The following is a 25,937-nucleotide window of genomic DNA, read 5'->3' as shown; positions in this document are numbered from 1 at the left end:
GCTGCTGCGTGGGTTGGCTAGTTACATGCCCGCTGCAGCACGCAGTGCGTCGGCCTTGTCGGTGCGTTCCCAGGTGAAGGTGGTGAAGGTGTCGGCACCCACCGTCATTTCGTAGGGGTTGCGGCCGAAGTGGCCGTAGGCCGCGGTGGCACGATACATCGGGTGCAGCAGGTCGAGCATGCGAGTGATCGCGTAGGGGCGCAGGTCGAAGTGCTCGCGCACCAGGGCGATGATCTTGTCGTCGCTGAGCTTGCCGGTGCCGAAGGTGTTCAGCGAGATGGAGGTCGGCTGTGCCACGCCGATGGCGTAGGACACCTGGATCTCGCAGCGATCGGCGAGGCCGGCGGCGACGATGTTCTTCGCCACGTAGCGGCCGGCATAGGCGGCGCTGCGGTCGACCTTGGACGGGTCCTTGCCGGAGAAGGCGCCGCCGCCGTGGCGGGCCATGCCGCCGTAGGTGTCGACGATGATCTTGCGACCGGTCAGGCCGCAGTCGCCGACCGGGCCGCCGATGACGAATTGGCCGGTCGGGTTGATGTGGTACTGGGTGTCCTTGTGTAGCAACTCGGCCGGCAGGCTGTGCTTGATGATCAGCTCCATCACCGCTTCGCGCAGGTCGCTCTGCTTGACGTCGGGGTTGTGCTGGGTCGACAGCACCACGGCATCGATACCGGCGACCTTGCCGTTCTCGTAGCGGCAGGTGACCTGGCTCTTGGCGTCCGGACGCAGCCACGGCAGCAGGCCGTTCTTGCGTGCCTCGGCCTGGCGCTCGACCAGGGCATGGGAGAAGCGGATCGGCGCCGGCATCAGCACGTCGGTCTCGTTGCTGGCGTAGCCGAACATCAGGCCCTGGTCGCCGGCACCCTGGTCTTCCGGCTTGGTGCGGTCGACGCCCTGGGCGATATCCACCGACTGCTTGCCGATGATGTTGATGATGCCGCAGGTGGCGCCGTCGAAACCGACCTCCGAGCTGTTGTAGCCGATGTCGACGATGACGTCGCGCACCAGTTGCTCCAGATCGACCCAGGCGCTGGTGGTTACTTCACCGGCGACGATGGCCACACCGGTCTTGACCAGGGTTTCGCAGGCCACGCGGGCGTGCTTGTCCTCGGCGATGATGGCGTCGAGCACCGCATCGGAGATCTGGTCGGCGATCTTGTCCGGATGCCCTTCGGATACGGACTCGGAGGTGAAAATCGAGTATTCGCTCATCTATCGGTTTCCTATTACCGGTGGGTGAGTCGGTCGTCAGGAGCGGACCGGGAAAAGCACCGGGCCTGGATCTGAAAACCGTTTTTCAAGCCAATGTAGAGGCTCTCGCCGGGCGTGAGCCCCGCGGCATCGGCCCAACGGGCCAGATCGTCCTGTTCGAAGCCCAACCAGAGATCGCCGCAGGCCTCCCTGGCCCAACTCTGGTTGTGGCTGCACAGCTCCGTGACCAGCAGACTACCGCCTGCGTTCACCAGCCGTGCCAGTTGTTTCATTGCCTCGCCCGGCGCTGCCAGGTGATGCAGCACCATGTTCAACACCACACAGTCGGCTGGCCGGCAGTCGTCGTGCAGTGCGTCGGCGAGCTTCAGCTCGACGTTGTCGAGCCCCTCCTGTTCGCAGCGGGCACGCGCCAGGTCGAGCATGGCCGGGCTGTTGTCCAGCGCCATGACGCGGGCGAAGCGACCAGCCAGTTCCGGTAAAAAGCTGCCGTCGCCGGGGCCGACTTCCAGCGCCGTGGCGTCGGCAGCGAAGTTCAGCGCGTCGAGCAGGGCCACCACGCTGTCGCGGTACTGCGGCAGGCCGGCGATCAGATCCTGGCGGGCCTGGAAGCTGTCGGCCATGCGCGCGAAGAAATCCTCGCTGGCGGCACTGCGCTGGGCGTGCACGGCGGCGATGCGCGCCTCGATCTTGCGCGGCAGTTCCAGGCGGTCCGCTTCTTCCAGCAGCGCCGCATGCAGCCTGCCGCCGAGGCTGTCGAGCTGCGGCAGGCTGCGCCGGTAGAACACGGCATTGCCTTCGCGGCGGGTCGCCAGCAGCCCGGCCTGGGTCAGCACCTTGAGGTGATGGCTCATTCCCGACTGGCCGGTGGCGAAGATCTGCGCCAGCTCCAGCACGCCGAACGAGTCGCTGGCCAACGCGCGCAGCACGTTCAGCCGCAGCGCATCGCCGCCGGCCTTGCACAGGGCGGCGAGCTGGTCACTGGCGTCGTAACGGATCTGGGGAAAGCGCAGGCTCATAGGCCGCGAAGTCTAGTCGGACCGTTTTCACCCAGCAAGGGCAATATCAAAAAGTTTTGATATTGCCCTTGCTGGCGCAGGGTCAATGCAGCAGGCGGGACAGTCCGAGGGTGCAGGAGACCAGACCCAGGCCGATGAGGAAGTAGTTGGGCAGGATATCCAGCAGGCGCTGGATCAGCCCTTCGCCGGCCAGGCGACGCGACAGCAGGCTGTAGGTGAGCAGGATGCTCAGGTCGATGATTGCCCAGATCAGGATGAGCACCATTGCCTGCGGCGCGAACGGCTGCGCGGGCAGGATGAAGCCGGGCAGAAAGGCGAGGAAGAACAGGATGTCCTTCGGGTTGGACAGGCCCACCGCCATGGCCCGCCAGAAATAGTGCGCTTCACTGCGGGTTGGCGTGGCGGTGTCGCTGCGGCCGCCACACAGGCCGTCGCAGCCGAGCCAGATAAGGTAGAGCCCGCCAAGGATCTGGCCGGCCTCGAGCACGATCGGTTGCAGGTCCAGCGCCAGGTAGATCATCACCAGCGCGGCGATCATCAGTACCTGGGCCGATACCACGCCACCGAGAATCGTCCACAGCGGCCAGCGGCGGCGGGCGTCGGCCACCACCAGGGCGACGACGGGGCCGGGCGAGGCGATCAGCAGGGCAACGGCGGCGGCAAAGGCGAGGTAGGTGGCGGTCATAGTTCGGTCACCAGGCCGAAGACCCGGCTGCGATTGCCCAGGCGCTCGGTGTAGAAGTTGGGATTGGAAATGGCGAATGCCCGCTGTATCCAGCGGTCGCTGCCGTCGAAGCGGGCGCTGAACGGGCTGCGCGCATGGGCGGTGCGGCGGTTGTCGATGATCAGCAGGTCGCCACGATTCAGTCGTACCGGCTCGACCACGTCCCAGGCGATGCTGCGCAGCTTGTCCAGCAGCTGCTGGGCACGGTTGCTGAAGGCCTGCATGAAGTGCGGGTCGAAGCGGAAGAACGGCGCATCCGGATCACCGTAGAGCACCGTCTGGTGGCGATTGATGTCGATGCGCTGGTTCTTCGAAGTCGGTCCGTAGTCGGAGAGGAAGTTGTACGGCTCGGTGAGAAAGAACGCCTGCTCCTCGAAGGTCAGGCGCTGCAGGATGCGCTCGATCGAGGCGATGTAGGTCACCGCTTCGGCTGCCGGGTCCTGGCGCAGGCAGAGCAGAACCAGATGATCGGGCAGGACGGCATGGAAGGCGTTTTCCGTGTGCAGGTCCAGTTCGGTGTCGAAACTGTCGGAAGTGGCCGCCCGTGACAGCGCTTGTTGCGGGAAGAAATTGTTGACGATGCAGCCATCGGACTCCTGGGTGTAGCCGATCGGCTCGCCGAGCAGGGCGGTCGCCTGCAGCAGCAGGCGTTCGCTGCTGTCATCCGGTTTGCGAATGTCCTCGCGGCTGACGGGCGTGGGCGGGATATCGCCGATCGGCAGGTTTTCCAGCAGCAGGAAGCCTTGCTTATTGCCGAACAGGCGGAAGTTGATGATCTGACCGATCTGCTCATGGCGCAGTACACCCTGTGCCACCGCGTTGGCCAGAAGCTGTTCGTAATGATCGTTTTGCATGCATCGTTCCCTGAGTTTTATTGTTGCTGGGCGATGACAGGCGGTGGCCCGGTATTGGCCTTGAGCCTTGTGCTGGCGCAGTATTGGCGGCGTCGGATGCGATGAAAAACGGAAAAAACGAGGAGAAAGCATGAGTAAAAGTCATGCATGACGGAGCGGCTGAATCGTTGCGCATGCCGCCGCTCTATGCCCTGCGGGCCTTCGAGGCGGCGGCGCGTTTCGGCTCCTTCACCCAGGCGGCGCAGAGCCTGTTCATCACGCAGAGCGCGATCAGTCGGCATGTGAAGACGTTGGAAGAGCACCTCGGCTGCCAGTTGTTCGAACGCCACGGTCCGCGGCTGCTCCTGACCGATGCCGGTCGTTTGCTGGCGCAGGAGCTGAGGGTCGGGTTTCGGACCATCGAGAATGCCTGCGTCGCGGTTACCCGACAGCGCGGCGCGTTGCGTCTCAAGGCGCCCTCGACGCTGACCATGCGCTGGCTGCTCGCCACGCTGGAAGGCTTCCAGGTGGCCAACCCGCAGAACCGCGTGCAGCTGACCAGCGCCTGGATGGACCTGGACGCCGTGGACTTCCACAGCGAGCCGTTCGACTGCGCGATCCTGCTCGGCAATGGCGGCTTTCCCGCCGACTGGCGCCGGGTCAAGCTGTTCGATGAATGGCTGGTGCCAGTCTGTGCGCCCGAGCTGCTCGGGGCCGCGCCGTGGAGCACGCAGCAGCTGGCGCAGGCCGAGCTGATCCATCCGTCGCGCGACTGCCGTGACTGGCGGCGCTGGCTGCAGCGCACCGGGCGGGCGGACGAGGTCGCCTGGCAGCAGGGCAAGCTGTTCGACACACTGGAGCTGGGCATCTCCGCCGCTGCTCAGGGGCATGGCGTGTCGATCGGTGATCTGGCGCTGGTCGGTGCCGAGCTGCAACGCGGCAGCCTGGTGCTGCCGTTCGGGCAGGCGGTCAAATCCGGCGACAGCTACTACCTGGTCTGGCCAGCCGGCGACAACGAGTCTTCCACATTGACGCGCATGCGCGACTATCTGCTCGAGCACCTGCCGGATGTCACCGGGCAGGGCATCGAGCTGTTGGATTGACGGTACTTGCCAGGGCATTCAGTCATTGCCCCGGCCACCCTCGGTAGGGGAAAATGGCCGCCTTTTTCCAGGTACACCCCCGCAGGAGATTCAGCGATGCCCAGCCGTCGTGAGCGAGCCAATGCCATCCGCGCACTCAGCATGGATGCCGTGCAGAAAGCCAACAGCGGCCATCCCGGTGCCCCCATGGGCATGGCGGACATCGCCGAAGTGCTCTGGCGCGACCACCTGAAGCACAGTCCGACCAACCCGCAGTGGGCCGACCGCGATCGCTTCGTGCTGTCCAACGGCCATGGCTCGATGCTGATCTACTCGCTGCTGCACCTGACCGGCTACGACCTGTCCATCGATGACCTGAAGAACTTCCGCCAGCTGCACAGCAAGACCCCGGGCCACCCGGAGTTCGGCTACACCGCCGGCGTCGAGACCACCACCGGCCCGCTGGGTCAGGGCCTGGCCAACGCCGTCGGCTTCGCCCTGGCGGAGAAGATCATGGCCGCGCAGTTCAACCGCCCCGGCCACGAGATCGTCGACCACAATACCTACGTGTTCCTCGGCGACGGCTGCATGATGGAAGGCATCAGCCACGAGGTCTGCTCGCTGGCCGGTACCTTGGGGCTGAACAAGCTGATCGCCTTCTACGATGACAACGGCATCTCCATCGATGGCGAGGTGCATGGCTGGTTCACCGACGACACCCCGCGTCGCTTCGAGGCCTACGGCTGGCAGGTGATCCGCAATGTCGACGGGCATGACGCCGACGAGATTCAGATGGCGCTGGAAACCGCGCGCAAAAGCGACCGCCCGACACTGATCTGCTGCAAGACGATCATCGGCTTCGGCTCGCCGAACAAGCAGGGCAAGGAAGAGTCCCACGGCGCTGCCCTGGGCGATGCTGAAATCGCCCTGACCCGCGAAGCGCTGGGCTGGAACCACCCGCCGTTCGAAATCCCCGCCGAGATCTACGCCGAGTGGGATGCCAAGCAGAAGGGCGCCGATGCCGAGAACGAGTGGAACAAGCGCTTCGCCGCCTATGAGGCCGAGTTCCCGGCGCTGGCTGCCGAGTTCAAGCGGCGCATGGCCGGCGAGCTGCCGGCGGACTTCGCCGAGAAGGCCAGCGAGTTCATCCGTGAAGTCGCCACCAAGGGCGAAACCATCGCCAGCCGCAAGGCCAGCCAGAACTGCCTGAACGCCTTCGGCCCGCTGCTGCCGGAGCTGCTTGGCGGCTCGGCGGACCTGGCCGGCTCCAACCTGACCCTGTGGAAGGGCTGCAAGCCGGTGGTGGCCGAGGATGCTTCGGGCAACTACATGTATTACGGCGTGCGCGAGTTCGGCATGGCCGCGATCATGAACGGCGTCGCCCTGCACGGCGGCCTGATCCCCTACGGCGCGACCTTCCTGATGTTCATGGAATACGCCCGCAACGCCGTGCGCATGTCGGCGCTGATGAAACAGCGGGTGATCTACGTGTTCACCCACGATTCCATCGGCCTCGGCGAAGACGGTCCGACCCACCAGCCGGTCGAGCAGCTGGTCGCCCTGCGCACCACGCCGAATCTGGACACCTGGCGCCCGGCCGACACCGTCGAGTCCGCGGTGGCCTGGAAGCACGCGGTCGAGCGCAAGGACGGCCCGAGCGCGCTGATCTTCTCGCGGCAGAACCTGCCGTTCCATGTGCGCGACAATGAAACCGAAGCGGCCATCGCCCGCGGCGGCTACATCCTGAAGAACTGCGCCGGCGAGCCGGAGCTGATCCTGATCGCCACCGGTTCGGAAGTCAGCCTGGCGGTGCAGGCTGCCGACAAGCTGACCGAGCAGGGCCGCAAGGTGCGCGTCGTCTCGATGCCCTGCACCAGCGTGTTCGACGCCCAGGACGCGGCCTACAAGCAGCAGGTACTGCCGGTGGAAGTCGGTGCGCGCATCGCCATCGAGGCGGCCCATGCGGACTACTGGTACAAGTACGTCGGTCTCGACGGCCGCATCATCGGCATGACCACCTACGGCGAGTCGGCTCCGGCCGGTCAGCTGTTCGAGGAATTCGGCTTCACCGTCGACAACATCCTCTCGGTGGCCGAAGAGCTGCTGGAAGACTGAATCGAGCGGCGGTGGATGACTCTGGTCATCCACCCTACGTCACGCCCCCTTGCGTAGGGTGGAAAACCCGCGCAGCGGTTTCCCACCGCCAGGACCGACGACTCCCATGGCCAACGCCCGTCCCTATCGCGTCGCCCTCAACGGTTACGGCCGCATCGGTCGCTGCGTGCTGCGTGCCTTCTATGAGCGCGGCGCTGCCTTCGATTTCCAGTTCGTTGCCCTCAACGACCTGGCCGACATGGCCAGCCTGGAATACCTCACCCGCTTCGATTCCACTCATGGTCGTTTCCCCGGCGAAGTGGGCGTGGACGGCGATTGCCTGCATCTGAACGGGCACTGCGTGAAGGTGCTGCGCGAGTCGACCCCGGAAGCCATCGATTGGCGGGCGCTCGACGTCGATCTGGTGCTGGAGTGCTCCGGCGCGTATACCAGCCGTGCCGATGGCGAGCGCTTCCTTGCGGCGGGTGTGCCGCGGGTACTGTTTTCCCAGCCGATGGCCAGCGCGGCGGATGTCGACGCCACGGTGGTGATGGGCATCAATCAGGGGCAGCTGACGGGGTCCGAGCGGCTGGTGTCCAACGCCTCCTGCACCACCAACTGCGGTGTGCCGTTGCTCAAGCTGCTCAACGATGCGGTGGGCATCGAGTTCGCCTCGATCACCACCATCCACTCGGCGATGAACGACCAGCCGGTGATCGACGCCTACCATCACGATGACCTGCGCCGCACTCGCTCGGCCTTTCAGTCGGTGATTCCGGTGTCCACCGGCCTGGCAAAAGGCATCGAACGCCTGCTGCCGGAACTCTCCGGGCGGATTCAGGCCAAAGCCGTGCGGGTGCCGACGGTGAACGTCTCCTGCCTGGACATCACGCTGCAGACGGCGAGCGATACCGATGCGCAGACCATCAACAAGGTGTTGCGCGAGGCCGCCGAAAGCGGCCCGTTGCAGGGATTGCTGGCCTACACGGAGTTGCCGCATGCCAGTTGCGACTTCAACCACGACCCGCATTCGGCGATCGTCGACGGCAGCCTGACCCGTGCCTCCGGCCCGCGCCTGGTGAACCTGCTGGCTTGGTTCGACAACGAATGGGGGTTCGCCAACCGCATGCTCGACGTCACCGACCATTACCTGCGCGTGGCCCATCGCCCGTAGCGGCACGCGCTTGCAACATCGCTGCTTCTCGACCTTAAGGAAGACCAACATGACCGTTTTGAAGATGACCGATCTCGACCTCCAGGGTAAGCGCGTGCTGATCCGCGAGGATCTCAACGTGCCGGTGAAGGATGGCGCGGTGAAGAGCGATGCGCGCATCCTGGCTTCGTTGCCGACCATCAAGCTGGCGCTGGAGAAAGGCGCCGCGGTGCTGGTCTGCTCGCACCTGGGCCGTCCGGAAGAGGGCGTCTACAGCGAGGAAGACAGCCTCAAGCCGGTCGCCGACTACCTGTCCAAGGCCCTCGGCCGTGAGGTGCCGCTGGTCAAGGATTACCTGGACGGTGTCGAGGTCAAGCCGGGTGAGCTGGTGCTGCTGGAGAACGTGCGCTTCAACAAGGGCGAGAAGAAGAACACCGACGAGCTGGCGCAGCAGTACGCTGCCCTCTGCGACGTCTTCGTCATGGACGCCTTCGGCACCGCCCACCGCGCCCAGGGCTCGACCCATGGGGTGGCCAAGTTCGCCAAGGTCGCCTGCGCCGGCCCGCTGCTGGCCGCCGAGCTGGATGCGCTGGGCAAGGCGCTGGACAAGCCGCAGCGGCCGATGGTGGCCATCGTCGCCGGCTCCAAGGTATCGACCAAGCTCGACGTGCTGACCTCGCTGGCCGACATCTGCGACCAGCTGATCGTCGGCGGCGGCATCGCCAACACCTTCCTCGCCGCGGCCGGCTACAAGGTCGGCAAGTCGCTGCACGAGGCCGATCTGATCGACACCGCCAAGGCCATCGCCGCCAAGGTCGCCGTGCCGCTGCCGGTGGATGTGGTGGTCGCCAAGGAGTTCGCCGAGAGCGCCGAGGCCACGGTCAAGGCCATCGCCGACGTCGCCGACGACGACATGATCCTGGACATCGGGCCGAAGACCGCAGCCATGTTCGGCGAGATGCTCAAGGCTTCGCAGACCATCCTCTGGAACGGTCCGGTGGGCGTGTTCGAATTCGACCAGTTCGGCAACGGCACCAAGGTGCTGGCCCAGGCCATCGCCCAGAGCCCGGCGTTCTCCATTGCCGGCGGTGGCGACACCCTGGCGGCGATCGACAAGTACGGCGTGGCCGAGCAGATCTCCTACATTTCCACCGGCGGCGGCGCTTTCCTCGAGTTCGTCGAGGGCAAGGTGCTGCCGGCGGTCGAGGTGCTGGAACAGCGCGCCAGCTGACCGATCGGGCAGCCAGTGTCGTCCTCGGTACTGGCTGCCCGCTGATGCAAGCGGCAACCCCGGCGGCTCGCCGTGGTCTTTGTTCTTATCGGAACAAGGAAAGGGGATTCCCCATGCGCTACATCGCTGTTGCCGTTTGTTGCCTGGGCCTGGCTGGTTGCGCCGGCAATTCACCGGATACCGCCTGTCAGGTGCTCGATCCGCCGCCGGTGCTCAGCCCGACCGCCGAGCATGATCAGCGCATGCAGATGCAGGCCACTGGCGATCCGACCGTCGTTACCCAGGGCGGACTGCAAGACTGTCCGGACTGATTTCGCCTCGAGGAGATGGAATGAACAAAGGCTTGCCCATGCTGCTCGTTGCGCTACTGCTCGGCGGGTGCGGGCACTGGCAGTCCGGCCCGGACGCACCGTTTGTGCGCTGGAAGTGCCAGAGCCAGCAGCACATCGCCTGGCGCTATGCCAATGCCGAGCGCAACGTCATCGATCTGAAGATCGGCGACAGTGAGCGGATTCATACGTTGCGCAAGGAACCGGCAACGCATGGCACTTTCTATAGCGATGGCGTAATCGCTTTCCATGACAGGGGCAACCAGGCGCTGGTGTATCGCGTCACCGATGACAAGGTGCTGGCCCACGGCTGCAGCGCATCGCTCATCAGCCTCTAGGCGACACGTTGCGAACGCCCCGCAGCTGCGGGGCAGGAACTGAAAGCTGGCGGGACGCTGGCATTTGTCGCTCCCGCCTCTACAATGCCGCGCCCAGCGTGCGGCGCTTGAACAGCGTCGGCCACTGCGGCAGGCTCTACACGATCAAACGACCCAGACCGGGAGAAAGGAAAACATGGCACTCATCAGCATGCGCCAGATGCTCGACCACGCCGCCGAGTTCGGCTACGGCGTGCCGGCCTTCAACGTCAACAACCTCGAGCAGATGCGCGCCATCATGGAAGCGGCCGACAAGACCGATTCCCCGGTGATCGTCCAGGCTTCCGCCGGTGCGCGCAAATATGCCGGTGCGCCGTTCCTGCGTCATCTGATCCTGGCGGCGATCGAAGAATTCCCGCACATCCCGGTGTGCATGCACCAGGACCACGGCACCAGCCCGGACGTCTGCCAGCGCTCGATCCAGCTGGGTTTCAGCTCGGTGATGATGGATGGCTCGTTGAAGGCGGACGGCAAGACCCCGGCCGACTATGACTACAACGTGCGCGTCACCCAGCAGACCGTGGCCTTCGCCCATGCCTGCGGCGTCTCCGTGGAAGGCGAGCTGGGTTGCCTGGGCAGCCTGGAAACCGGCATGGCCGGCGAGGAAGACGGCGTCGGCGCCGAGGGCGTGCTCGATCACAGCCAGCTGCTGACCGATCCGGAAGAGGCTGCCGACTTCGTCGCCAAGACCAAGGTCGACGCCCTGGCGATCGCCATCGGCACCAGCCACGGCGCCTACAAGTTCACCAAGCCGCCGACCGGCGACACGCTTTCGATCCAGCGCATCAAGGAAATCCATGCGCGCATCCCGGATACCCATCTGGTGATGCACGGTTCCTCGTCGGTGCCGCAGGAGTGGCTGAAGATCATCAACGAGTACGGCGGCGAGATCGGCGAAACCTACGGCGTGCCGGTCGAGGAGATCGTCGAGGGCATCAAGTACGGCGTGCGCAAGGTCAACATCGACACCGACCTGCGTCTGGCCTCCACCGGCGCGATCCGCGAATTCCTGGCGAAGAACCCCAGCGAGTTCGACCCGCGCAAGTACCTGGCCAAGACCGTCGCCGCAATGCGCGACATCTGCATCGCCCGCTACGAAGCCTTCGGCACTGCCGGCAATGCCAGCAAGATCAAGCCGATCTCGCTGGAAGGCATGTTCCAGCGCTATGCCAATGGCGAGCTGGATCCGAAGATCAACTGATCGCTCGGACATGAAAAAGCCCGCTGATGCGGGCTTTTTCGTTTCTGCGCGCCGGCAGTCTCAGCTGGCGAGCAGCTCCTGGATCTGGCAGCGCAGGGTATCCAGCGCGAAGGGCTTGGCCAGCACCGGCGCCGAGCGGGCGATGGGGCTGCCGGATTCGTAGATCTCGATGGGGTAGCCGCTGATGAAGATCACCTTGAGCTCTGGTCGCAGCTTGAGCGCGGGATCGGCGATCATTACCCCCGAGACGTTGCCCGGCAGGCGGAAGTCGGTGACCAGCAGATCCAGATGTGGCTTGGTCGCCAGGATTTCGAAAGCCTTGGGCGCACTGTCCGCTTCCAGCACCTGATAGCCCTCTCCGGCCAGATAATCCGAGAGCAGGCTGAGGATATGCGGCTCGTCTTCGACGAGCAGTACGATTTTTGGCAGGGCGTGATTCATGGTGGGTCTCGATGTTGCGTTTACGTGCTGCATGCCCGCCCGTAGCAAGGAGCCGGACAGGGTTTCGACAGGTTACGCGCTGCAAGTTTCAGTCCTGCGGCTGAACGGTCGTCGTGTCGGCTGCCGCTGTGCGCTGGTGCACGCTTGCGATCATACTCGACGCTTTCAGCACTGCGCTCAATGTCGACTTTAGCTGGGGGCGCCTAGCTGGGGGCGCCTAGCTGGGGGCGCCTAGCCGGGGGCGCCCAGCCGCGCTAGGGTTGCCCTTGATCATTCTTGCAGGAGAGACCATGAGCGACCCGTGGAGCGCGGCACAGCGCACGCTCGATCATTACCGAAGCAATGCACAGGCCTTTCGAGAGGGCACGCGCGAGCATGACGTCAGCCAGAACATTGATGCCCTTCTGCGTCACATTCGGGCCGAGCCTCCCCTGCGCATCCTTGATCTCGGCTGCGGTCCTGGGCGCGATCTCAGGGCTTTCAAGGCGCGAGGGCATGTAGCCGTAGGACTGGATGGCACCGAGGCATTCGTCGACATGGCCCGCGCCGAGAGCGGCTGTGAGGTCTGGCAACAAGACCTCTTGCAGCTGCAGCTGCCGTCAGCGTCGTTCGACGGTGTATTCGCCAACGCGGTGCTGTTTCATGTGCCCAGCCGTGAGCTGCCTCGGGTGCTGGCGCAGCTGCACGAAACCCTGAGGCCGGACGGGGTGTTGTTCTGTTCCAATCCGCGCGGTCACAACGAGGAAGGATGGAGCGGCGACCGCTACGGCGTCTGGTACGACTGGCCTGCCTGGCGCCAGCGGGTGCTGGCTGCCGGTTTCACCGAGCTGGAACACTACTATCGTCCGGCCGGCTTGCCGCGTGCCCAGCAGCCCTGGCTGGCGAGCGTCTGGCGCAAGGCTTAGCGGTAGCGCAGGCCGCAGAATGCAAGCTGCGTCACACTTCATGTTGCGTTTTGCACGGTCGGATGAAATGTGAGTTTTACTTAACTCATTGTTTTATAAGAATAAAAATAATAATCCGCGATTGGCACGAACGCTGCTCCCGTAATGTTCGCTGGAACTTTACTGGAGTACAGAACAATGACCGCTGCACAACAATTCCTCACTGCCGCTTTCCCTGAGTTCGAAGTACTCACCGAGCCACGCCCGGATGGCGGCTTGCTGCTGACCCTGCGCAACGATGACCGCACCCTGGTCAAGCGAGCGCTGTCGAAGGGGCAGACTCAGACGAAGATTCAACTGGAGTGGGTCGTCAGCTCGGTTCGCCGGGATCTGGCGCTGGAGGCCGGGATGTCTCCATCCATTGCGCATCTGCAGAGCCAGAGCCGTACCGCACTGCCGACATACGAGTACGCCTGAGCCCCTACCGGCTGCCGCCCACGCCGCAGCCCTTCGAGCCGAACGTCGCGGTTCGGCTCCTTTGCCGTGAAGCTGAAGAGGACAACACATGAACGCCATCGACCTGCTGATTGAGGACCATGAGCGCGTGAAGGACCTGCTGACGCGCTTGACCGAGTCCACCGAGCGCGCCGTGAAGACGCGCACCGATCTGCTGAGCAAGCTGGAAATGGAAGTGACCATTCACACCCAGCTCGAAGAGCAGATCCTCTATCCGGCCTACAAGGAAGCGGGCGGCAAGGAAGAACTGAAGATGTTCCACGAGGCCAAGGAAGAGCATCGCGCCGTCGATTCGCTGGTGCTACCGGATCTCAAGGCCACCGACCCCGGAAGTGTGGAATTCTCCGGGCGCGCCAAGGTATGCAAGGAACTGCTCGAGCACCATATCGAGGAGGAAGAGTCGGAGATGTTCCCGCAGGCGCGAGAACTGTTCGATGCCAAGCGACTTGAGGAAATGGGTGAGCAGATGAGCCAGTTGCGCACCCGCTTGAAGAAGGAGATGGCTGGCAAGCAGGCCGCCTGATCCGTTCGCCTGGATACCGGGATCGCTCGGCCCGGTATCCCCGACCTCCTAGGTTCCGAGCGGACCATCGTCTTTGCTGACGTGTATCAATAATGCGACGAAGCGTCGCTGCGACCCTTGATGGCTTTATAGCATCAGCTGGCGCGCTCACCACACTCAGTTGGCTGCAGGCCGGGTGTGGAAGTGTGGTTGCGCCAGCATCGACAGGGGCGGGCATGGAAGACGAGCTGAGGTCACTGCTGCATCGGGTTGGTCTAGGACTCGATCAGATCCTGACGCGAAAGCGTTTTCTACAATGGCAGACTGCTGATGCGCTGCGCCTGAATCGGCTCGCCGCGGACTTTGAACCGGCTCATCACGCCTTCATCGAGCGGCTTTATACGCATCTCGCCACGTTCGGCCAGCCAACGGTCATGCAGAACGATGGGGTCGGCCTGGCACGTCTCAAGCAGCGTCAGCAGGATTACTACCGGCGACTCTGGAACGGCCCGTACGAGCGTGACTACGTTCGCGATCGCCTGTTGGTCGGCTTGGTGCACCAGCGCGTCGGTGTCGATCTGGAATGGTATCTCGGCGCTTACCGGCTGTACCTGTCGGACATGCTGCGGGCGCTGCTGGGCGAAGGTGAGCAGCAGGCGGCCTATGACAGCCTGCTGAAGATCGTCTTCTTCGACATGATTCTGGCCATCGACACCTACAGCGCCGCTCAGCGGCACGCGGTGGAAGACAGCGAGGCGCGTCTGACCCGCGCCTTGCGTGGCTCCGAAGACGGCATCTGGGAATGGGACATCGAGCATGACCGGCTGCACCTGTCCGAGCGCTGGACCGCCATGCTGGAAATGCCGTCGCAGCCCGACTACACCAGCCGCGACTGGTTCGGACGGGTGCATCCGGACGACTTGCCGGGCCTGCGCGAGGCCATCGCCGATCATCTCAACGGACACACCGCCTCGCTGACCCACGAGTACCGGGTGCGCACCGAACGCGGTGAGTACCTCTGGGTGCTGCTGCGCGGCGTCGCCGAGCGCTGCGAGCTGGGCACGCTGCGCCTGGCCGGTTCGCAGACCGACATCAGCGCACGCAAGGCGGCCGAGGAATGCCTGCGGCATGCGGCGCGCCATGATTCGCTGACCGGGCTGGCCAACCGCCTGCACCTTGAAGAGCTGCTCAAGGAGGTTCAGCAACGCCCGCATGGGCGTGCCGCCGCGTTGCTCTTCGTCGATCTGGACCGTTTCAAGCTGATCAACGACAGCCTCGGACATGGCGCCGGCGACCAGGTGCTGGTCGAAGTGGCGCAGCGGTTGCTGCGCTGCCTGCGGCCGGGCGATCACCTGGCGCGTTTCGGCGGTGACGAATTCGTCGCCCTGCTCGGCGATCTGGCCTGCGAAGCCGACGCCGAGCGGGTTGCCCAGCGCATGCTGGTTGCCCTGCGCGAGCCGCTGCAGCTGGGCGAGCGCACCCTGTCGGTCAGCGCCAGCATCGGCATCGCGCCGTTGCAGCGCGACGGACAGGCGCTCAATGCCCTGCAGGCGGCGGATCTGGCGCTGTACCGGGCCAAGAGCGCCGGCAAGGACCAGTTCGCCCTGTTCTGCGATGGTCTGCACAGCAAGGCGGCTCGCCAGCTGGAACTCGAAAGCGCATTGGCGCAGGCGCTGATCCGCCGCGAATTCACCTTGCACTTTCAGCCGATCTGCCGGGTGGTGGGCGATCAACCCTATCTGCTTGGCGTCGAGGCACTGTTGCGCTGGCGCTTCAATGACAAGGCGGTGGCGCCCAACGAATTCATTCCGGTGCTGGAGGAGTCGCGCGAGATCGTCCGGGTCGGAGAGTGGGTGCTGCGCGAAGCCTGCCGGCAGGTCCGCCGCTGGCAGCAGGCGGGACAGCCTCTGCTGTACTGCGCGGTCAATCTGTCGATACGTCAGCTGCAGCAGGTTGATTTCGCCGCGCTGCTGGCGCGCGTACTGCAAGAAACCGGACTGCCGCCGCAGAGCCTGCTGCTGGAGATCACCGAAACGCTGCTGGTGCACGACAGCGAGATGATGCTCAGTTGCCTGCGCGAGATCGCGGCGCTGGGCGTGCGCCTGGCGCTGGACGATTTCGGCACCGGCTACTGTTCGCTCGGCTACCTGAAGCGCTACCCGCTGCATGTTCTGAAAGTCGATCGCAGCTTCATTGCCGCGGCGCCGACAGATACCGATTCGGTGGCGATCAGCCGGGCGATCATCGGGCTCGGCCAGAGCCTGGGCCTTGCGGTGGTCGCCGAGGGCGTGGAGCGTTGCGAGCAGGTGGTCTTTCTCGGCACCGAGGGTTGCCGGACGATCCAGGGCTACTGGCTCAGCCCGCCGCGCCCGGCGGCGGAGTTGCAGCGGCTGTTCGACGGCGAGCGTTGTCTGGACGGCCTGTGGAGCCTGCGGCGTCCGGCGGCAGTTGAGCGCCTGTCAACTGAGCCCCTGCCGGGCTGATCGAGCTGCGCTGCTGATAACCGACCAGGCGGGCAGGGCACTCTTGTGCCAAGACAGGGTCAACCTTCTGTGAATCTGACGATTCAAGCGATTGCCGGCCACCCGCCGGTTCACTCTGAAGGAGGTTAATCATGCGTCTTAGCTATCTGCTGCCCCCCGTGCTCGGACTTCTGCTGGTAGGTTGCGGTCCGGATGAAGACCGCGAGCGCGAGCCGACTCCGCCGCCGGCGACTACCGAGCAGCCTGCCGCGCCTTCCACCAACACCACCACGCCGCCTGCAGACACCGGCACTGGTACCGGCACCGCACCAAGCACCGGAACTGGCACCGGCACTTCCGGCGGCATGGCAACCCCACCGGCCGACAACGGCAGCGGGCTGGGCACCGAGTCCGGTTCGGGCACCGCACCGAGCACTGGCACCGGCACTTCCCAGTAACCGCCGCGCATCTGATCCAGGCGCCTCCGCACATGCGGGGGTGCCCTCAACCGGAGACGAAGATGAAGCCGATACATGCTTTGGCCGGCGCGCTGGCTGCCCTCACATTGCTGGGCTGCTCGCCGGACGATGAAAGATCTGCCTACGACAACAACACCCGCAACCAGCAGGAATATCAGAACACCGCGACCGACCCGGCGGGGCCGCGGGAGATTTCGCCACCCTCCAACCGGACCAACGAGTAATCCGGGCGGCCTGCTCCGGCAGCGTCCGCTAGACGAACTGGCCGGCGGCGTAGCCGGATGCCCAGGCCCACTGAAAGTTGAACCCGCCCAAGTGGCCGGTAACGTCCAGTACCTCGCCGACGAAGTACAGCCCCGGCGACTTCTGCGATTCCATGGTCTTGGACGAAACTTCGCGGGTATCCACCCCGCCCAGCGTGACTTCCGCCGTCCGGTAACCCTCAGTCCCCGCGGGTACCACCTGCCAGTCCGCCAGTTTGTTCGCGATCGCCTCCAGCTCTCTGGGCCCGTACTGCTTCAACGGTCGGGAGTCAAACCAGTGCTCGCACAGCAGCCCGGCCATCTTGCGCGTGAAGACTTCGCCGAGCAGCGTTTTCAGTTCGACGTTCGGCCTTTCCTGCTTCTGCGTCACCAGCCATTCGCCGAGCTCGAGATGCGGTAGCAGGTTGATGTGCACCACGTCGCCCGGCTGCCAGAACGACGATATCTGCAGGATCGCCGGTCCGGACAGGCCGCGATGGGTGAACAGGATGTTTTCGCGAAAGCTCTGCCCGTTGCAGCTGACCAGGCAATCCTCCACCGAGGTGCCGGACAGTTCGCTACAGATGGTCTTGAGTTGCGGGTCGGTGATGGTGAATGGCACCAGCCCTGCGCGGGTCGGCAGCACGTTGTGGCCGAACTGGCGGGCGATCTGGTAGCCGAAGCCGCTGGCGCCCAAGGTCGGGATCGACAGCCCGCCAGTGGCGATCACCAGCGACTGGCAGCGCACCGAGCCGATGCCGGTCTGCAGCGCATACCCCTGATCGAGCCGCTCGATCGCCGTCACGGTGGTGTCCAGGCGCAGATCGACTCCGGCCTGCGCGCATTCGTCCAGCAGCATCTCGAGGATGTCGCTGGACTTGTTATCGCAGAACAGCTGGCCCAGCTTCTTCTCGTGATAGGGCACGCCGTGGCGGCTGACCATCTCGATGAAGTCCCACTGGGTGTAGCGCGCCAGCGCGGACTTGCAGAAGTGCGGGTTGCTGGAAAGGAAGTTGGCCGGCTCGGTATAGAGGTTGGTGAAGTTGCAGCGCCCGCCGCCGGACATGAGGATCTTCTTGCCCGCCTTGTTGGCGTGGTCCAGCAGTAGCACCTGGCGGCCGCGCGCGGCGGCGGTGAATGCACACATCAGGCCGGCCGCACCGGCGCCGATTACCACCACGTCAGTCTGCACCAATGCATACCTCGTTCGAAAACGCGCGATGGTACTCCGCTCGCGGTTTCGCTGCAGCCAGGCATCCGACGAGGCGCCGACGTCAATCGACCTGCCTTGTGTTCTGATGAGCTGATAGCGCTTTGCCAGAGGGGCGGGTGGACGTGATGGCCATGCGACGATTGATCGGACTGATGTTGCTGCTGGCAAGCGCTTCGCTGCCGGCCGAGGTGCTTCGTCTGGCCGGCAACGTCTGGCCGCCCTATACGGACAAGAGCCTGCCCGGCGAAGGGCTGTCCGTCGAGCTGATCCGCACCGCGCTGGAACGCGGGGGCTACCGGGTCGAGTACATCGAGGTGCCCTGGGAGCGCGCACTGGTCGGCCTGCGCAGCGGTAGCTACGACATGGTCAATGGCTGGCCGACGCTCAAGCGCGTCGACTACACGCTGAGCTCCCGCCCGTTTCTGGTCAACCGGATGCGCTGGGTCCAGCGACGCGGAAGCGACTTTCGCTATGACGGCCTCGATAGCCTGATCGGCCATCCCATCGCCTTGAGCCGGGGCTACATGTACAGCGACGAACTGGACGACAACACGCGGCTGCAAAAGGGCTACGCTGCCAGTTTCGTCCAGGCGGCGGCGATGGTGCTTGCCGGACGTGTCGACCTGACGCTGGAGGATGAGCGCACCGTACTGTTCCATCTCGAGCGCGAGCTGGGCCATGAGCGGGATGAACTCTCCTTCGTCCCCGGTGAGTTCAGGCGGGCCGGGCTGTCCTTGGTGGTGCGCAGCGACCACCCGCAGGCGGCCGACATCGTGGCGACCTTCGAGCGTGAGATCGCCGCGATGGTCGAGGACGGCAGCTACGCGGCGATCTTTCGCCGCCACGGCATGCCCGCCCCGGAGGCGTTGCCCCGGTACTAACGCTGAACCGGCTGCTGCTTGATCAGGTGCGCGGCCATGCTGCGCAGCGGCGCCAGCTGACGGCAGATCAGCCCGAGCTGGGTCTGCACCAGGCGATGGGCATCGTCCATCTCCTCTGGAATCTGTTCGAGCTGCTGCGCCAGCGCTTCTTCCTCTTCGCTGTAGATGGCCACGGGTTCGTTCTGTGCCAGCGCCGTGGCCAGATCGTCAAGGCTCGCCGCCAGCTGCTCCGCGGCGCGCTCGAGCAGCGCATCGCTGGCATCGTCAGGCAGGCTTTCGCGATGGGCGCCGAGGCCGGACAGGTAGTTCAGCAGGGTGTGCGAGAGGATCAGAAAGCGAAAGCCGGTCTCGGCATCCTTGCGGAAGTGCCCGGGTTCCAGAAGCATGTTGGAGAGGGTGGTCGACAGCGCGGCATCGGCGTTGTGGGCGTTGCGCCGGGCCAGGCGGTAGGCCAGGTCGTCGTGCTTGCCACTGTCGTACTGGCGCATGATCTGGCGCAGGTAGTCGCTGTTGCAGCTGAGGGTGTTGGCGACCACCTGGTTCAGACGCCGGCCCTGCCAGTCGGGCAGGATCAGGAACACCGCGGCGGCGGCGATCAGGCTGCCGAGCAGGGTATCGAACAGGCGCGGCCAGATCAGCCCGTAGCCATCGCCGACCTGGTTGAAGCAGAACAGCACCATCAGCGTGATCGCGGCCGTGGCCAGGGTGTAGCGCGTGCTGCGGGTGGCGAAGAACACCACTCCGGCGACCACGGCGAACAGTGCCTGCACCGGCTGGCTGGGGAACAGATCGAACAGCGCCCAGCCGACCACCAGGCCGAGCACGGTGCCGCTGATCCGCTGCACCAGCTTGATCCGGGTGGCGCCATAGTTGGGTTGGCAGACGAATACGGTGGTCAGCAGCACCCAGTAGCCCTGCTCGGGATGGATGGCGTGCAGCGCGGCGTAACCCGCGACCAGGGCGATGGCCATGCGCAGGGCGTGGCGGAACAGCAGGGACGTCGGCGTCAGCTGCAGGCGGATGCGGTTGAAGGCCTCGCGCAGCGTCTGCGGCTGGCGATCCAAAAGGCTGCTGTCCTGCGTGCCTTCCAGCGCGGCGGGGTCGCTGGCACTGGCGAGCTGGCGCTGCAGGGTGGAGAGGTTGCTCGACAGCGCACGCAGCGAGCGCAGCAGGCCGCGCCAGGCCGGGTTGTTCTGCTCGCGCAGGTGCTCCAGCGACGCCTGCAGGTCCTCCAGCGCCTGGGCATTGGCCTCGCTGTAGCGAAACGTCTGGCGCAGCTGGATGGCCTCGCCGAGTTCGCTGCAGGCGCTGGCCTGCAGACGCAGCAAGCGCTGGCAGCGAAACAGCACGTCGCTGTGGAAGAAGGCTTCGGCGAGGGCCTGGTAAGGGTAGTGCGAAGAGCTGACACGCTCGTGCAGGTCCTGGGCGAGGAAGTAAAGCTTCAGGTAGTGATTGATCTTGCTGCCGGGGCGGCCGCTGCCCAGGCGGTGCAGCAGGGTTTCCTTGGCCGCATTCAGGGCGCTGACCACCCGGCCGTTCTGCTGCGCCAGCTCGAGCCGGCGCTGTTCGACGTCCAGCTGGCGCACCGGCTCGAACAGCGCGGCCTTGTAGCGAAAGTACAGGCCCAGCTCGCGATACAACCGCGCCAGGCTCTGCTGCACCGGCTGGTGCGCGAACAGCGCGTTCCAGCAAACCGACAGCAGGCCATACCAGGCGGCGCCGGCCACCAGCAGCAGCGGGTCGCGCCAGAACTGCTGCAGTTCGCCGTTGCGCTGATCGGCGGCGATCATGCTGTAGATGGAGAGGATCAGCGTGGCCTGGGCGATCGCGCCGTAGCGTTCGCCGAGCGCACCGAGCATGACCAGGGCGAAGGTGGACAACGCCAGGCCGGCGACGAACAGCCACGGATAGGGAAACAGCAACTCGACGGCGATCGCGGCGATGCTGAAGCACAGCAGGGTCACCAGCAGCGCGCTGAGCCGGCCCAGCCAGCTGTCGTCGGTCTCCGCCAGGGCGCTGGCGATGATGCCGAGGAACAGCGGGATGATCAGCGACGGCTGTCCGAGGTACCAGCTCAGGCCCATGCTGCCGGCCATGGCGATGAGCACGCGCAGGCTGTAGCCGAACTTCTCCAGCGCCCAGAGGCGCCGCAGTGACTGGCGGAACGAGGGTTGCGGCATCTATCGGTCCATCAAGGTGGCAGCGGATTGGACGGTCGCGCTCTTGCGGCTGTCACGGTAGCGATCTTGCTTTGCAAGTCCCATTCCCTCGATGGCCGTATGCGTGTCTCGTCTTCGCCGTGCACTGCGTTACGGTTCTACAGTTGTCTCACCTTCAGCGAGCGGCCCTTGATCTTGCCATCGTTCAGCCGCTTGAGGGCCTGCCTGGCGACAGTTCGTTCCACTGCGACAAAGGCCTGGAAATCGAAGATGGCGATCTTGCCCACCTGGCTGCCCGGGATGCCGGCGTCGCCGGTCAGGGCGCCGAGGATGTCGCCGGGGCGCAGCTTGTCCTTGCGCCCCGCGGCGATGCACAGGGTCACCATGGGTGGCTGCAACGGTTCCCCGGACTGCGACTCGAGCGCATCCAGTGGCTGCCAGTTGAGTGGTGCTTGCTGCAGATTTTCAACGGCCTGTGCACGATGGGCTTCGGCCGGCGCCACGAGGCTGACCGCCAGGCCCTGCTTGCCGGCCCGTCCGGTACGGCCGATGCGATGCACGTGGATCTCCGGATCGCGCGCCAGCTCGACGTTGATCACCAGGTCCAGCGCCTCGACATCCAGGCCGCGCGCGGCAACATCGGTTGCCACCAGCACCGACAGGCTGCGGTTGGCGAACATCGCCAGCACCTGGTCGCGGTCGCGCTGTTCCAGATCGCCGTTGAGCGCTGCCGCGGAAATGCCTTTGCTGGTCAGCTGCTCGACCAGCTCCTGGCATTGCTGTTTGGTAAAGCAGAACGCTACGCAGCTCTGCGGTCGAAAGGCGCTCAGCACGCGCACCACGGCAGTCATGCGCTGCTGCGGATCGATTTCATAGAAGCGCTGTTCGATCTGGGTGTCGTCATGCAGCGCCTCGACCCGTACCTGCTGCGGGTCGCGCATGAAGGTGGCCGACAGTTGCTTGATGCCGGCCGGGTAGGTGGCCGAGAACAGCAGCGTCTGCCGCCTGGCCGGCGTCTGTCCGATGATTTCGGCGATGGCGTCGTAGAAGCCCATGTCCAGCATGCGGTCGGCTTCGTCGAGGACCAGCGTGTTCAGGCCGTCGAGCTTCAGGGTGCCTTTCTTCAGGTGCTCCTGCACGCGTCCCGGCGTGCCGACGATCACGTGGGCGCCATGCTCCAGCGATGCGATCTGCGGGCCGATGGAGACCCCGCCGCAGAGGGTGAGGATCTTGATGTTGTCCGCCGCCCGTGCCAGCCGGCGCAGTTCCTTGGCCACCTGGTCGGCCAGCTCGCGGGTCGGGCACAGGACCAGCGCCTGACAGCCGAAGTAGCGCGGGTTGATCGGGTCGAGCAGGGCGATGCCGAAGGCGGCGGTCTTGCCGCTGCCGGTCTTGGCCTGTGCGATCAGGTCCTGGCGCTTGAGCATGATGGGCAGACTCTGCGCCTGGATCGGGGTCATCGCCGTGTAACCGAGCGCTTCGAGATTGGCCAGCATGGCCGCGGAGAGGGGCAGCGAGGAAAAGGCGGTACTGGTCACGGAAAGAGTCTTCGGCAAGGAATCGACCGGCAGTCTAACAGGCGCCACTAAAACACGCGGCGCGCATGGGCGCTTCGGTAGACGGAACCCTGGAGGTGACGCCTGATCGAAAACTACCCAATCGCTCTAAGCAGGAGGTTGTTTTGTCTCGTGTGCTTTTCCTCGCTGGGTTGCTGGCACTACCCGCTTTTGCAGCCGAGCCCACGCTCTATGGACGTTACGAACGAATCAAGATCGAAGAGATCGGCAAGATCCTTCCGGCCAAGATGGACACTGGCGCAATGACGGCCTCGCTGTCGGCCCGTGATATCGAGCAGTTCCAGCGCGACGGCGAGGACTGGGTGCGGTTCCGCCTGGCCGTGGATGGCGCCGATGACACGCTCTATGAGCAGCGCATGCTGGGCATCAGTCGGATCAAGACCCGTGCCGAGGAAGCCGGCGACATCGATCCGGGAAGCGAGCCGCCGCGCGCCGAGCGTCCCATCGTTGGCATGCAGCTGTGCATTGGCGACCAGCTGCGCGAGGTCGAGGTCAACCTCACCGACCGCAGCCATTTCAGCTACCCGCTGCTCATCGGCGCGGAAACCATTCGCGACCTGAACGCCGCGATCTACCCGACCGAACGTTACACGGCGGGCCAGCCGACCTGCTGAGCGCCGCCGTGCGTCAGCCTTAGGCCTGCGCCTCGCCTCGCAGTGCTACGGCGGGCCCAGGCCGTACCGGGCCGGGGTCCGTCCCTCCATTCACGGCTGGTCTGCCGTTCACTGGCCGGCGGTGCGCATGACTAGCTAGCAGTCGTGCCATGGTGCGCTGCTGATTGTCTCGGCCCGACTCGAGCAAGTGCAATGAATCGGCAATACATTAGTGCTAATTAATGGCGTAATCTGGCGTGAAATTAATTAATTTATTTAAGTGGAATCGCTATAAGTTAATTAATTCGTTGTGTCTTTTTGTATTGCATTGCCCGTGTATTGTTCTGCTCTGCCGTTGTCCTTCAAATATATATAACGGTTGGTAGTTTGGTGACCGGTTAGTCGCGTTTAAACCGGCCGTTGCCGGCTGCCAACCTCATCCGTACGGCTGCTGGCGGACCGCTGGCAAGGAGATGGGCGGCGGTCTGGATCGAAGGTTAGCGCCCGCCTGATGGCAAAGTGCTGGTGGCGAACGCGGCGTCTTCGCAGGCTCTGGCGCAGTGCCCGGTCGCCGCTCGGGGTTGATTGTCAGACTAAAGTCGGGGCTTTCATTCTATAAGGCACATTTGTTAGATTCAGCATGTGGTTTTCTCTCACTCGCAATAACAATAAGGCGGAGAACGTCAATGGCCGACAACGATAAAGAAAATGCTGCTGCGTACTGGAAGGCGAATGTTCGCCTCATAACATGGAGCCTCGTGGTCTGGGCTCTGGTCTCTTATGGCTTTGCCATTCTCTTGCGTCCCCTGCTTTCCGGAATCCCCGTCGGGGGTACGGATCTAGGCTTCTGGTTTGCTCAACAGGGTTCCATCATCACGTTCATTGCGATCATCTTCCACTACGCTTGGCGGCTGAACAAACTGGACAAGGAATTTGGGGTTGAGGAATAAGCCATGAGCCAATATTGGATCAACATGCTGTTCGTGGGCGCCTCGTTCCTGCTCTATATCGGGATCGCGGTCTGGGCTCGCGCCGGGTCAACTAAAGAGTTCTATGTCGCTGGTGGTGGTGTTCACCCGGTAACCAACGGTATGGCAACGGCGGCAGACTGGATGTCTGCGGCTTCCTTCATTTCCATGGCCGGTCTGATCGCTTCCGGCGGTTATGCCACTTCCGTGTACCTGATGGGCTGGACCGGTGGTTACGTGCTGCTGGCGATGCTGCTGGCGCCGTACCTGCGCAAGTTCGGCAAGTTCACCGTGCCGGACTTCATCGGTGACCGTTTCTACAGCCGTGGCGCTCGCCTGGTAGCTGTCGTCTGCCTCATCCTCATCTCCGTTACCTACGTAATCGGCCAGATGGCTGGTGCTGGTGTGGCGTTCTCCCGCTTCCTGGAAGTGAGCAACTCCGCCGGTATCTGGATCGCTGCTGCCATCGTGTTCGCCTACGCAGTATTCGGCGGCATGAAGGGCATCACCTATACCCAGGTGGCGCAGTACGTGGTTCTGATCATTGCCTACACCATCCCGGCCGTGTTCATCGCCATGCAGCTGACTGGCAACCCGATCCCGATGCTCGGGATGTTCGGCACTCATACCGAGTCCGGTATGCCGCTGCTCGACAAGCTGAACCAGGTCGTTACTGACCTTGGCTTCGCTGCCTACACCGCTGACGTCGACAACAAGCTGAACATGTTCCTGTTCACCCTGTCGCTGATGATCGGTACCGCTGGTCTGCCGCACGTCATCATCCGCTTCTTCACCGTACCGAAGGTGGCTGATGCCCGCTGGTCCGCTGGCTGGACCCTGGTCTTCATCGCCCTGCTGTATCTCACCGCTCCGGCCGTTGCCTCCATGGCACGCCTGAACCTGGTCAACACCATCTATCCGGAAGGCCCGCAGGCCGAAGCGATCCGTTATGAAGATCGTCCGCAGTGGGTGCAGACCTGGGAACAGACTGGTCTGATCAAGTGGGAAGACAAGAACGCCGACGGTCGTGTGCAGATGTACAACGACGCCAACGCCGCCTTCACTCCGACCGCTACCGAGCGTGGCTGGAACGGCAACGAGCTGACCGTGAACAATGACATCATCGTTCTGGCCAACCCGGAAATCGCCAACCTGCCGGGCTGGGTCATCGGTCTGATCGCTGCGGGTGCTATCGCTGCTGCGCTCTCGACCGCTGCGGGTCTGCTGCTGGCGATCTCGTCTGCGATCAGTCATGACCTGATCAAGACACTCATCAATCCGAAGATCAGCGAGAAGAACGAAATGCTGGCAGCCCGTCTGTCCATGACGGCAGCGATTCTGCTGGCCACCTGGCTGGGTCTGAATCCACCGGGCTTCGCCGCGCAAGTGGTGGCGCTGGCATTCGGTCTGGCGGCAGCGAGCCTGTTCCCGGCGCTGATGATGGGTATCTTCTCCAAGCGCGTGAATAGCAAGGGTGCGGTCGCCGGTATGCTGGTTGGTGTGATCTCCACTGCCGTGTACATCTTCCTGTACCTCGGCTGGTTCTTCATCCCTGGCACCGCAAGCATCCCGAACACTCCTGATCAGTGGTGGATGGGCATCTCCCCGCAGGCCTTCGGTGCCGTGGGTGCGATTCTGAACTTCGCTGTTGCCTACGCCGTTTCGATGGCTACCGAGGCTCCGCCGCAGGAGATTCAGGATCTGGTCGAGAGCGTTCGTACCCCGAAGGGTGCTGGCGTTGCACTTGATCACTAACTGATAATGCAGC

The 25,937-nt window shown here is 64.2% G+C and carries 25 protein-coding genes; 17 read left to right on the top strand and 8 right to left on the bottom strand.

Features of this window, described 5'->3' with window-relative positions; translation table 11 throughout:
• Window positions 1-21: 21 nt before the first annotated feature.
• From metK to NAO55_RS09930, 4 genes are all read right to left on the bottom strand, one after another.
• Window positions 22-1,212: a methionine adenosyltransferase gene (metK, locus tag NAO55_RS09945; protein ID WP_102838872.1), complete on the bottom strand. Its 1,191-nt coding sequence runs from the start codon at window positions 1,210-1,212 to the stop codon at window positions 22-24.
• Between the two features lie 14 nt (window positions 1,213-1,226).
• Window positions 1,227-2,228 carry an ArsR/SmtB family transcription factor gene (locus NAO55_RS09940; RefSeq protein ID WP_102838871.1) on the bottom strand — a complete coding sequence of 334 codons (1,002 nt, stop codon included), beginning with the start codon at window positions 2,226-2,228 and terminating at the stop codon, window positions 1,227-1,229.
• Between the two features lie 82 nt (window positions 2,229-2,310).
• Window positions 2,311-2,913 (bottom strand): LysE family translocator, encoded by a 603-nt coding sequence (locus NAO55_RS09935; protein ID WP_102838870.1) that lies wholly within the window; start codon window positions 2,911-2,913, stop codon window positions 2,311-2,313.
• Window positions 2,910-3,806, bottom strand: coding sequence for a TauD/TfdA family dioxygenase (locus tag NAO55_RS09930; protein ID WP_102838869.1), 897 nt, complete (start codon window positions 3,804-3,806; stop codon window positions 2,910-2,912). Before NAO55_RS09930 ends, NAO55_RS09935 begins: the two co-directional genes overlap by 4 nt.
• 143 nt (window positions 3,807-3,949) lie before the next feature.
• Here NAO55_RS09930 and NAO55_RS09925 point away from each other — a divergent pair, with 143 nt between their 5' ends.
• The 7 genes from NAO55_RS09925 (at window position 3,950) to fba (ending at window position 11,252) form a co-directional block, all read left to right on the top strand.
• Window positions 3,950-4,888 carry a LysR substrate-binding domain-containing protein gene (locus NAO55_RS09925; RefSeq protein WP_011914928.1) on the top strand — a complete coding sequence of 313 codons (939 nt, stop codon included), beginning with the start codon at window positions 3,950-3,952 and terminating at the stop codon, window positions 4,886-4,888.
• 96 nt (window positions 4,889-4,984) lie between these two features.
• Window positions 4,985-6,982 carry a transketolase gene (tkt, locus tag NAO55_RS09920; protein WP_102838868.1) on the top strand — a complete coding sequence of 666 codons (1,998 nt, stop codon included), beginning with the start codon at window positions 4,985-4,987 and terminating at the stop codon, window positions 6,980-6,982.
• A 106-nt stretch (window positions 6,983-7,088) separates the two neighbouring features.
• The gene (epd, locus tag NAO55_RS09915) at window positions 7,089-8,135 is read left to right on the top strand and encodes an erythrose-4-phosphate dehydrogenase (protein WP_063540726.1); all 1,047 of its coding nucleotides are present in this window, start codon (window positions 7,089-7,091) and stop codon (window positions 8,133-8,135) included.
• Between the two features lie 49 nt (window positions 8,136-8,184).
• Window positions 8,185-9,345 carry a phosphoglycerate kinase gene (locus NAO55_RS09910; RefSeq protein ID WP_102838867.1) on the top strand — a complete coding sequence of 387 codons (1,161 nt, stop codon included), beginning with the start codon at window positions 8,185-8,187 and terminating at the stop codon, window positions 9,343-9,345.
• A 113-nt stretch (window positions 9,346-9,458) separates the two neighbouring features.
• Complete coding sequence (locus NAO55_RS09905) at window positions 9,459-9,656, top strand: hypothetical protein (protein WP_013984292.1); 198 nt, start codon at window positions 9,459-9,461, stop codon at window positions 9,654-9,656.
• A 20-nt stretch (window positions 9,657-9,676) separates the two neighbouring features.
• A complete protein-coding gene (locus tag NAO55_RS09900; protein WP_102838866.1) occupies window positions 9,677-10,012 on the top strand; it encodes an MliC family protein in 336 nt (111 codons plus the stop codon).
• Window positions 10,013-10,187: 175 nt separating this feature from the next.
• Window positions 10,188-11,252, top strand: a complete 1,065-nt coding sequence (gene fba / locus NAO55_RS09895; protein WP_102838865.1) for a class II fructose-bisphosphate aldolase — start codon at window positions 10,188-10,190, stop codon at window positions 11,250-11,252.
• Between the two features lie 60 nt (window positions 11,253-11,312).
• Here the strand turns inward: fba and NAO55_RS09890 are convergent, their stop codons facing one another.
• On the bottom strand, window positions 11,313-11,693 hold the full coding sequence (locus tag NAO55_RS09890) for a response regulator (protein ID WP_102838864.1): 381 nt from the start codon (window positions 11,691-11,693) through the stop codon (window positions 11,313-11,315).
• A gap of 290 nt (window positions 11,694-11,983) precedes the next feature.
• Here NAO55_RS09890 and NAO55_RS09885 point away from each other — a divergent pair, with 290 nt between their 5' ends.
• The 6 genes from NAO55_RS09885 to NAO55_RS09860 all read left to right on the top strand — a co-directional run bounded on the left by NAO55_RS09885 (window position 11,984) and on the right by NAO55_RS09860 (window position 16,760).
• Window positions 11,984-12,598, top strand: coding sequence for a class I SAM-dependent methyltransferase (locus NAO55_RS09885; RefSeq protein ID WP_102838863.1), 615 nt, complete (start codon window positions 11,984-11,986; stop codon window positions 12,596-12,598).
• 177 nt (window positions 12,599-12,775) lie between these two features.
• A complete protein-coding gene (locus tag NAO55_RS09880; RefSeq protein WP_063540732.1) occupies window positions 12,776-13,054 on the top strand; it encodes a DUF3509 domain-containing protein in 279 nt (92 codons plus the stop codon).
• A gap of 88 nt (window positions 13,055-13,142) precedes the next feature.
• The gene (locus NAO55_RS09875) at window positions 13,143-13,616 is read left to right on the top strand and encodes a PA2171 family ribosome-binding persister protein (RefSeq protein WP_063540733.1); all 474 of its coding nucleotides are present in this window, start codon (window positions 13,143-13,145) and stop codon (window positions 13,614-13,616) included.
• 215 nt (window positions 13,617-13,831) lie between these two features.
• Window positions 13,832-16,078 (top strand): putative bifunctional diguanylate cyclase/phosphodiesterase, encoded by a 2,247-nt coding sequence (locus NAO55_RS09870; protein ID WP_102838862.1) that lies wholly within the window; start codon window positions 13,832-13,834, stop codon window positions 16,076-16,078.
• A 131-nt stretch (window positions 16,079-16,209) separates the two neighbouring features.
• The gene (locus NAO55_RS09865; RefSeq protein WP_063540735.1) at window positions 16,210-16,515 is read left to right on the top strand and encodes a hypothetical protein; all 306 of its coding nucleotides are present in this window, start codon (window positions 16,210-16,212) and stop codon (window positions 16,513-16,515) included.
• A 62-nt stretch (window positions 16,516-16,577) separates the two neighbouring features.
• Window positions 16,578-16,760, top strand: coding sequence for a hypothetical protein (locus NAO55_RS09860; RefSeq protein WP_102838861.1), 183 nt, complete (start codon window positions 16,578-16,580; stop codon window positions 16,758-16,760).
• Between the two features lie 28 nt (window positions 16,761-16,788).
• Here NAO55_RS09860 and NAO55_RS09855 read toward each other — a convergent pair whose 3' ends face one another.
• Entirely contained in the window at window positions 16,789-17,973 is a 1,185-nt protein-coding gene (locus NAO55_RS09855; protein WP_102838860.1) for a BaiN/RdsA family NAD(P)/FAD-dependent oxidoreductase, read from the bottom strand.
• A gap of 134 nt (window positions 17,974-18,107) precedes the next feature.
• Here NAO55_RS09855 and NAO55_RS09850 point away from each other — a divergent pair, with 134 nt between their 5' ends.
• Entirely contained in the window at window positions 18,108-18,872 is a 765-nt protein-coding gene (locus NAO55_RS09850) for a substrate-binding periplasmic protein (RefSeq protein WP_102838859.1), read from the top strand.
• Here NAO55_RS09850 and yccS read toward each other — a convergent pair.
• Both yccS and dbpA read right to left on the bottom strand, forming a co-directional pair.
• Window positions 18,869-21,052, bottom strand: a complete 2,184-nt coding sequence (gene yccS / locus NAO55_RS09845; RefSeq protein ID WP_102838858.1) for a YccS family putative transporter — start codon at window positions 21,050-21,052, stop codon at window positions 18,869-18,871. The two genes, NAO55_RS09850 and yccS, sit on opposite strands and share 4 nt — an antisense overlap.
• Window positions 21,053-21,189: 137 nt before the next feature.
• Window positions 21,190-22,569 (bottom strand): ATP-dependent RNA helicase DbpA, encoded by a 1,380-nt coding sequence (gene dbpA / locus NAO55_RS09840; protein WP_102838857.1) that lies wholly within the window; start codon window positions 22,567-22,569, stop codon window positions 21,190-21,192.
• A 143-nt stretch (window positions 22,570-22,712) separates the two neighbouring features.
• On the opposite strand from dbpA, the gene rloA2 reads away from it, so the two are divergent.
• The 3 genes from rloA2 (at window position 22,713) to NAO55_RS09825 (ending at window position 25,924) form a co-directional block, all read left to right on the top strand.
• The gene (gene rloA2 / locus NAO55_RS09835) at window positions 22,713-23,222 is read left to right on the top strand and encodes a retropepsin-like aspartic peptidase RloA2 (protein ID WP_063540740.1); all 510 of its coding nucleotides are present in this window, start codon (window positions 22,713-22,715) and stop codon (window positions 23,220-23,222) included.
• A 665-nt stretch (window positions 23,223-23,887) separates the two neighbouring features.
• Complete coding sequence (locus tag NAO55_RS09830; protein ID WP_063540741.1) at window positions 23,888-24,151, top strand: DUF4212 domain-containing protein; 264 nt, start codon at window positions 23,888-23,890, stop codon at window positions 24,149-24,151.
• A gap of 3 nt (window positions 24,152-24,154) precedes the next feature.
• Window positions 24,155-25,924, top strand: a complete 1,770-nt coding sequence (locus NAO55_RS09825) for a sodium:solute symporter family protein (RefSeq protein WP_102838856.1) — start codon at window positions 24,155-24,157, stop codon at window positions 25,922-25,924.
• Window positions 25,925-25,937: the final 13 nt, after the last annotated feature.

The organism is Stutzerimonas frequens, from assembly GCF_024448335.1.
Classification (GTDB): Bacteria; Pseudomonadota; Gammaproteobacteria; order Pseudomonadales; family Pseudomonadaceae; genus Stutzerimonas; species Stutzerimonas frequens.
This window is presented reverse-complemented; position numbering and strand designations above follow the sequence as displayed.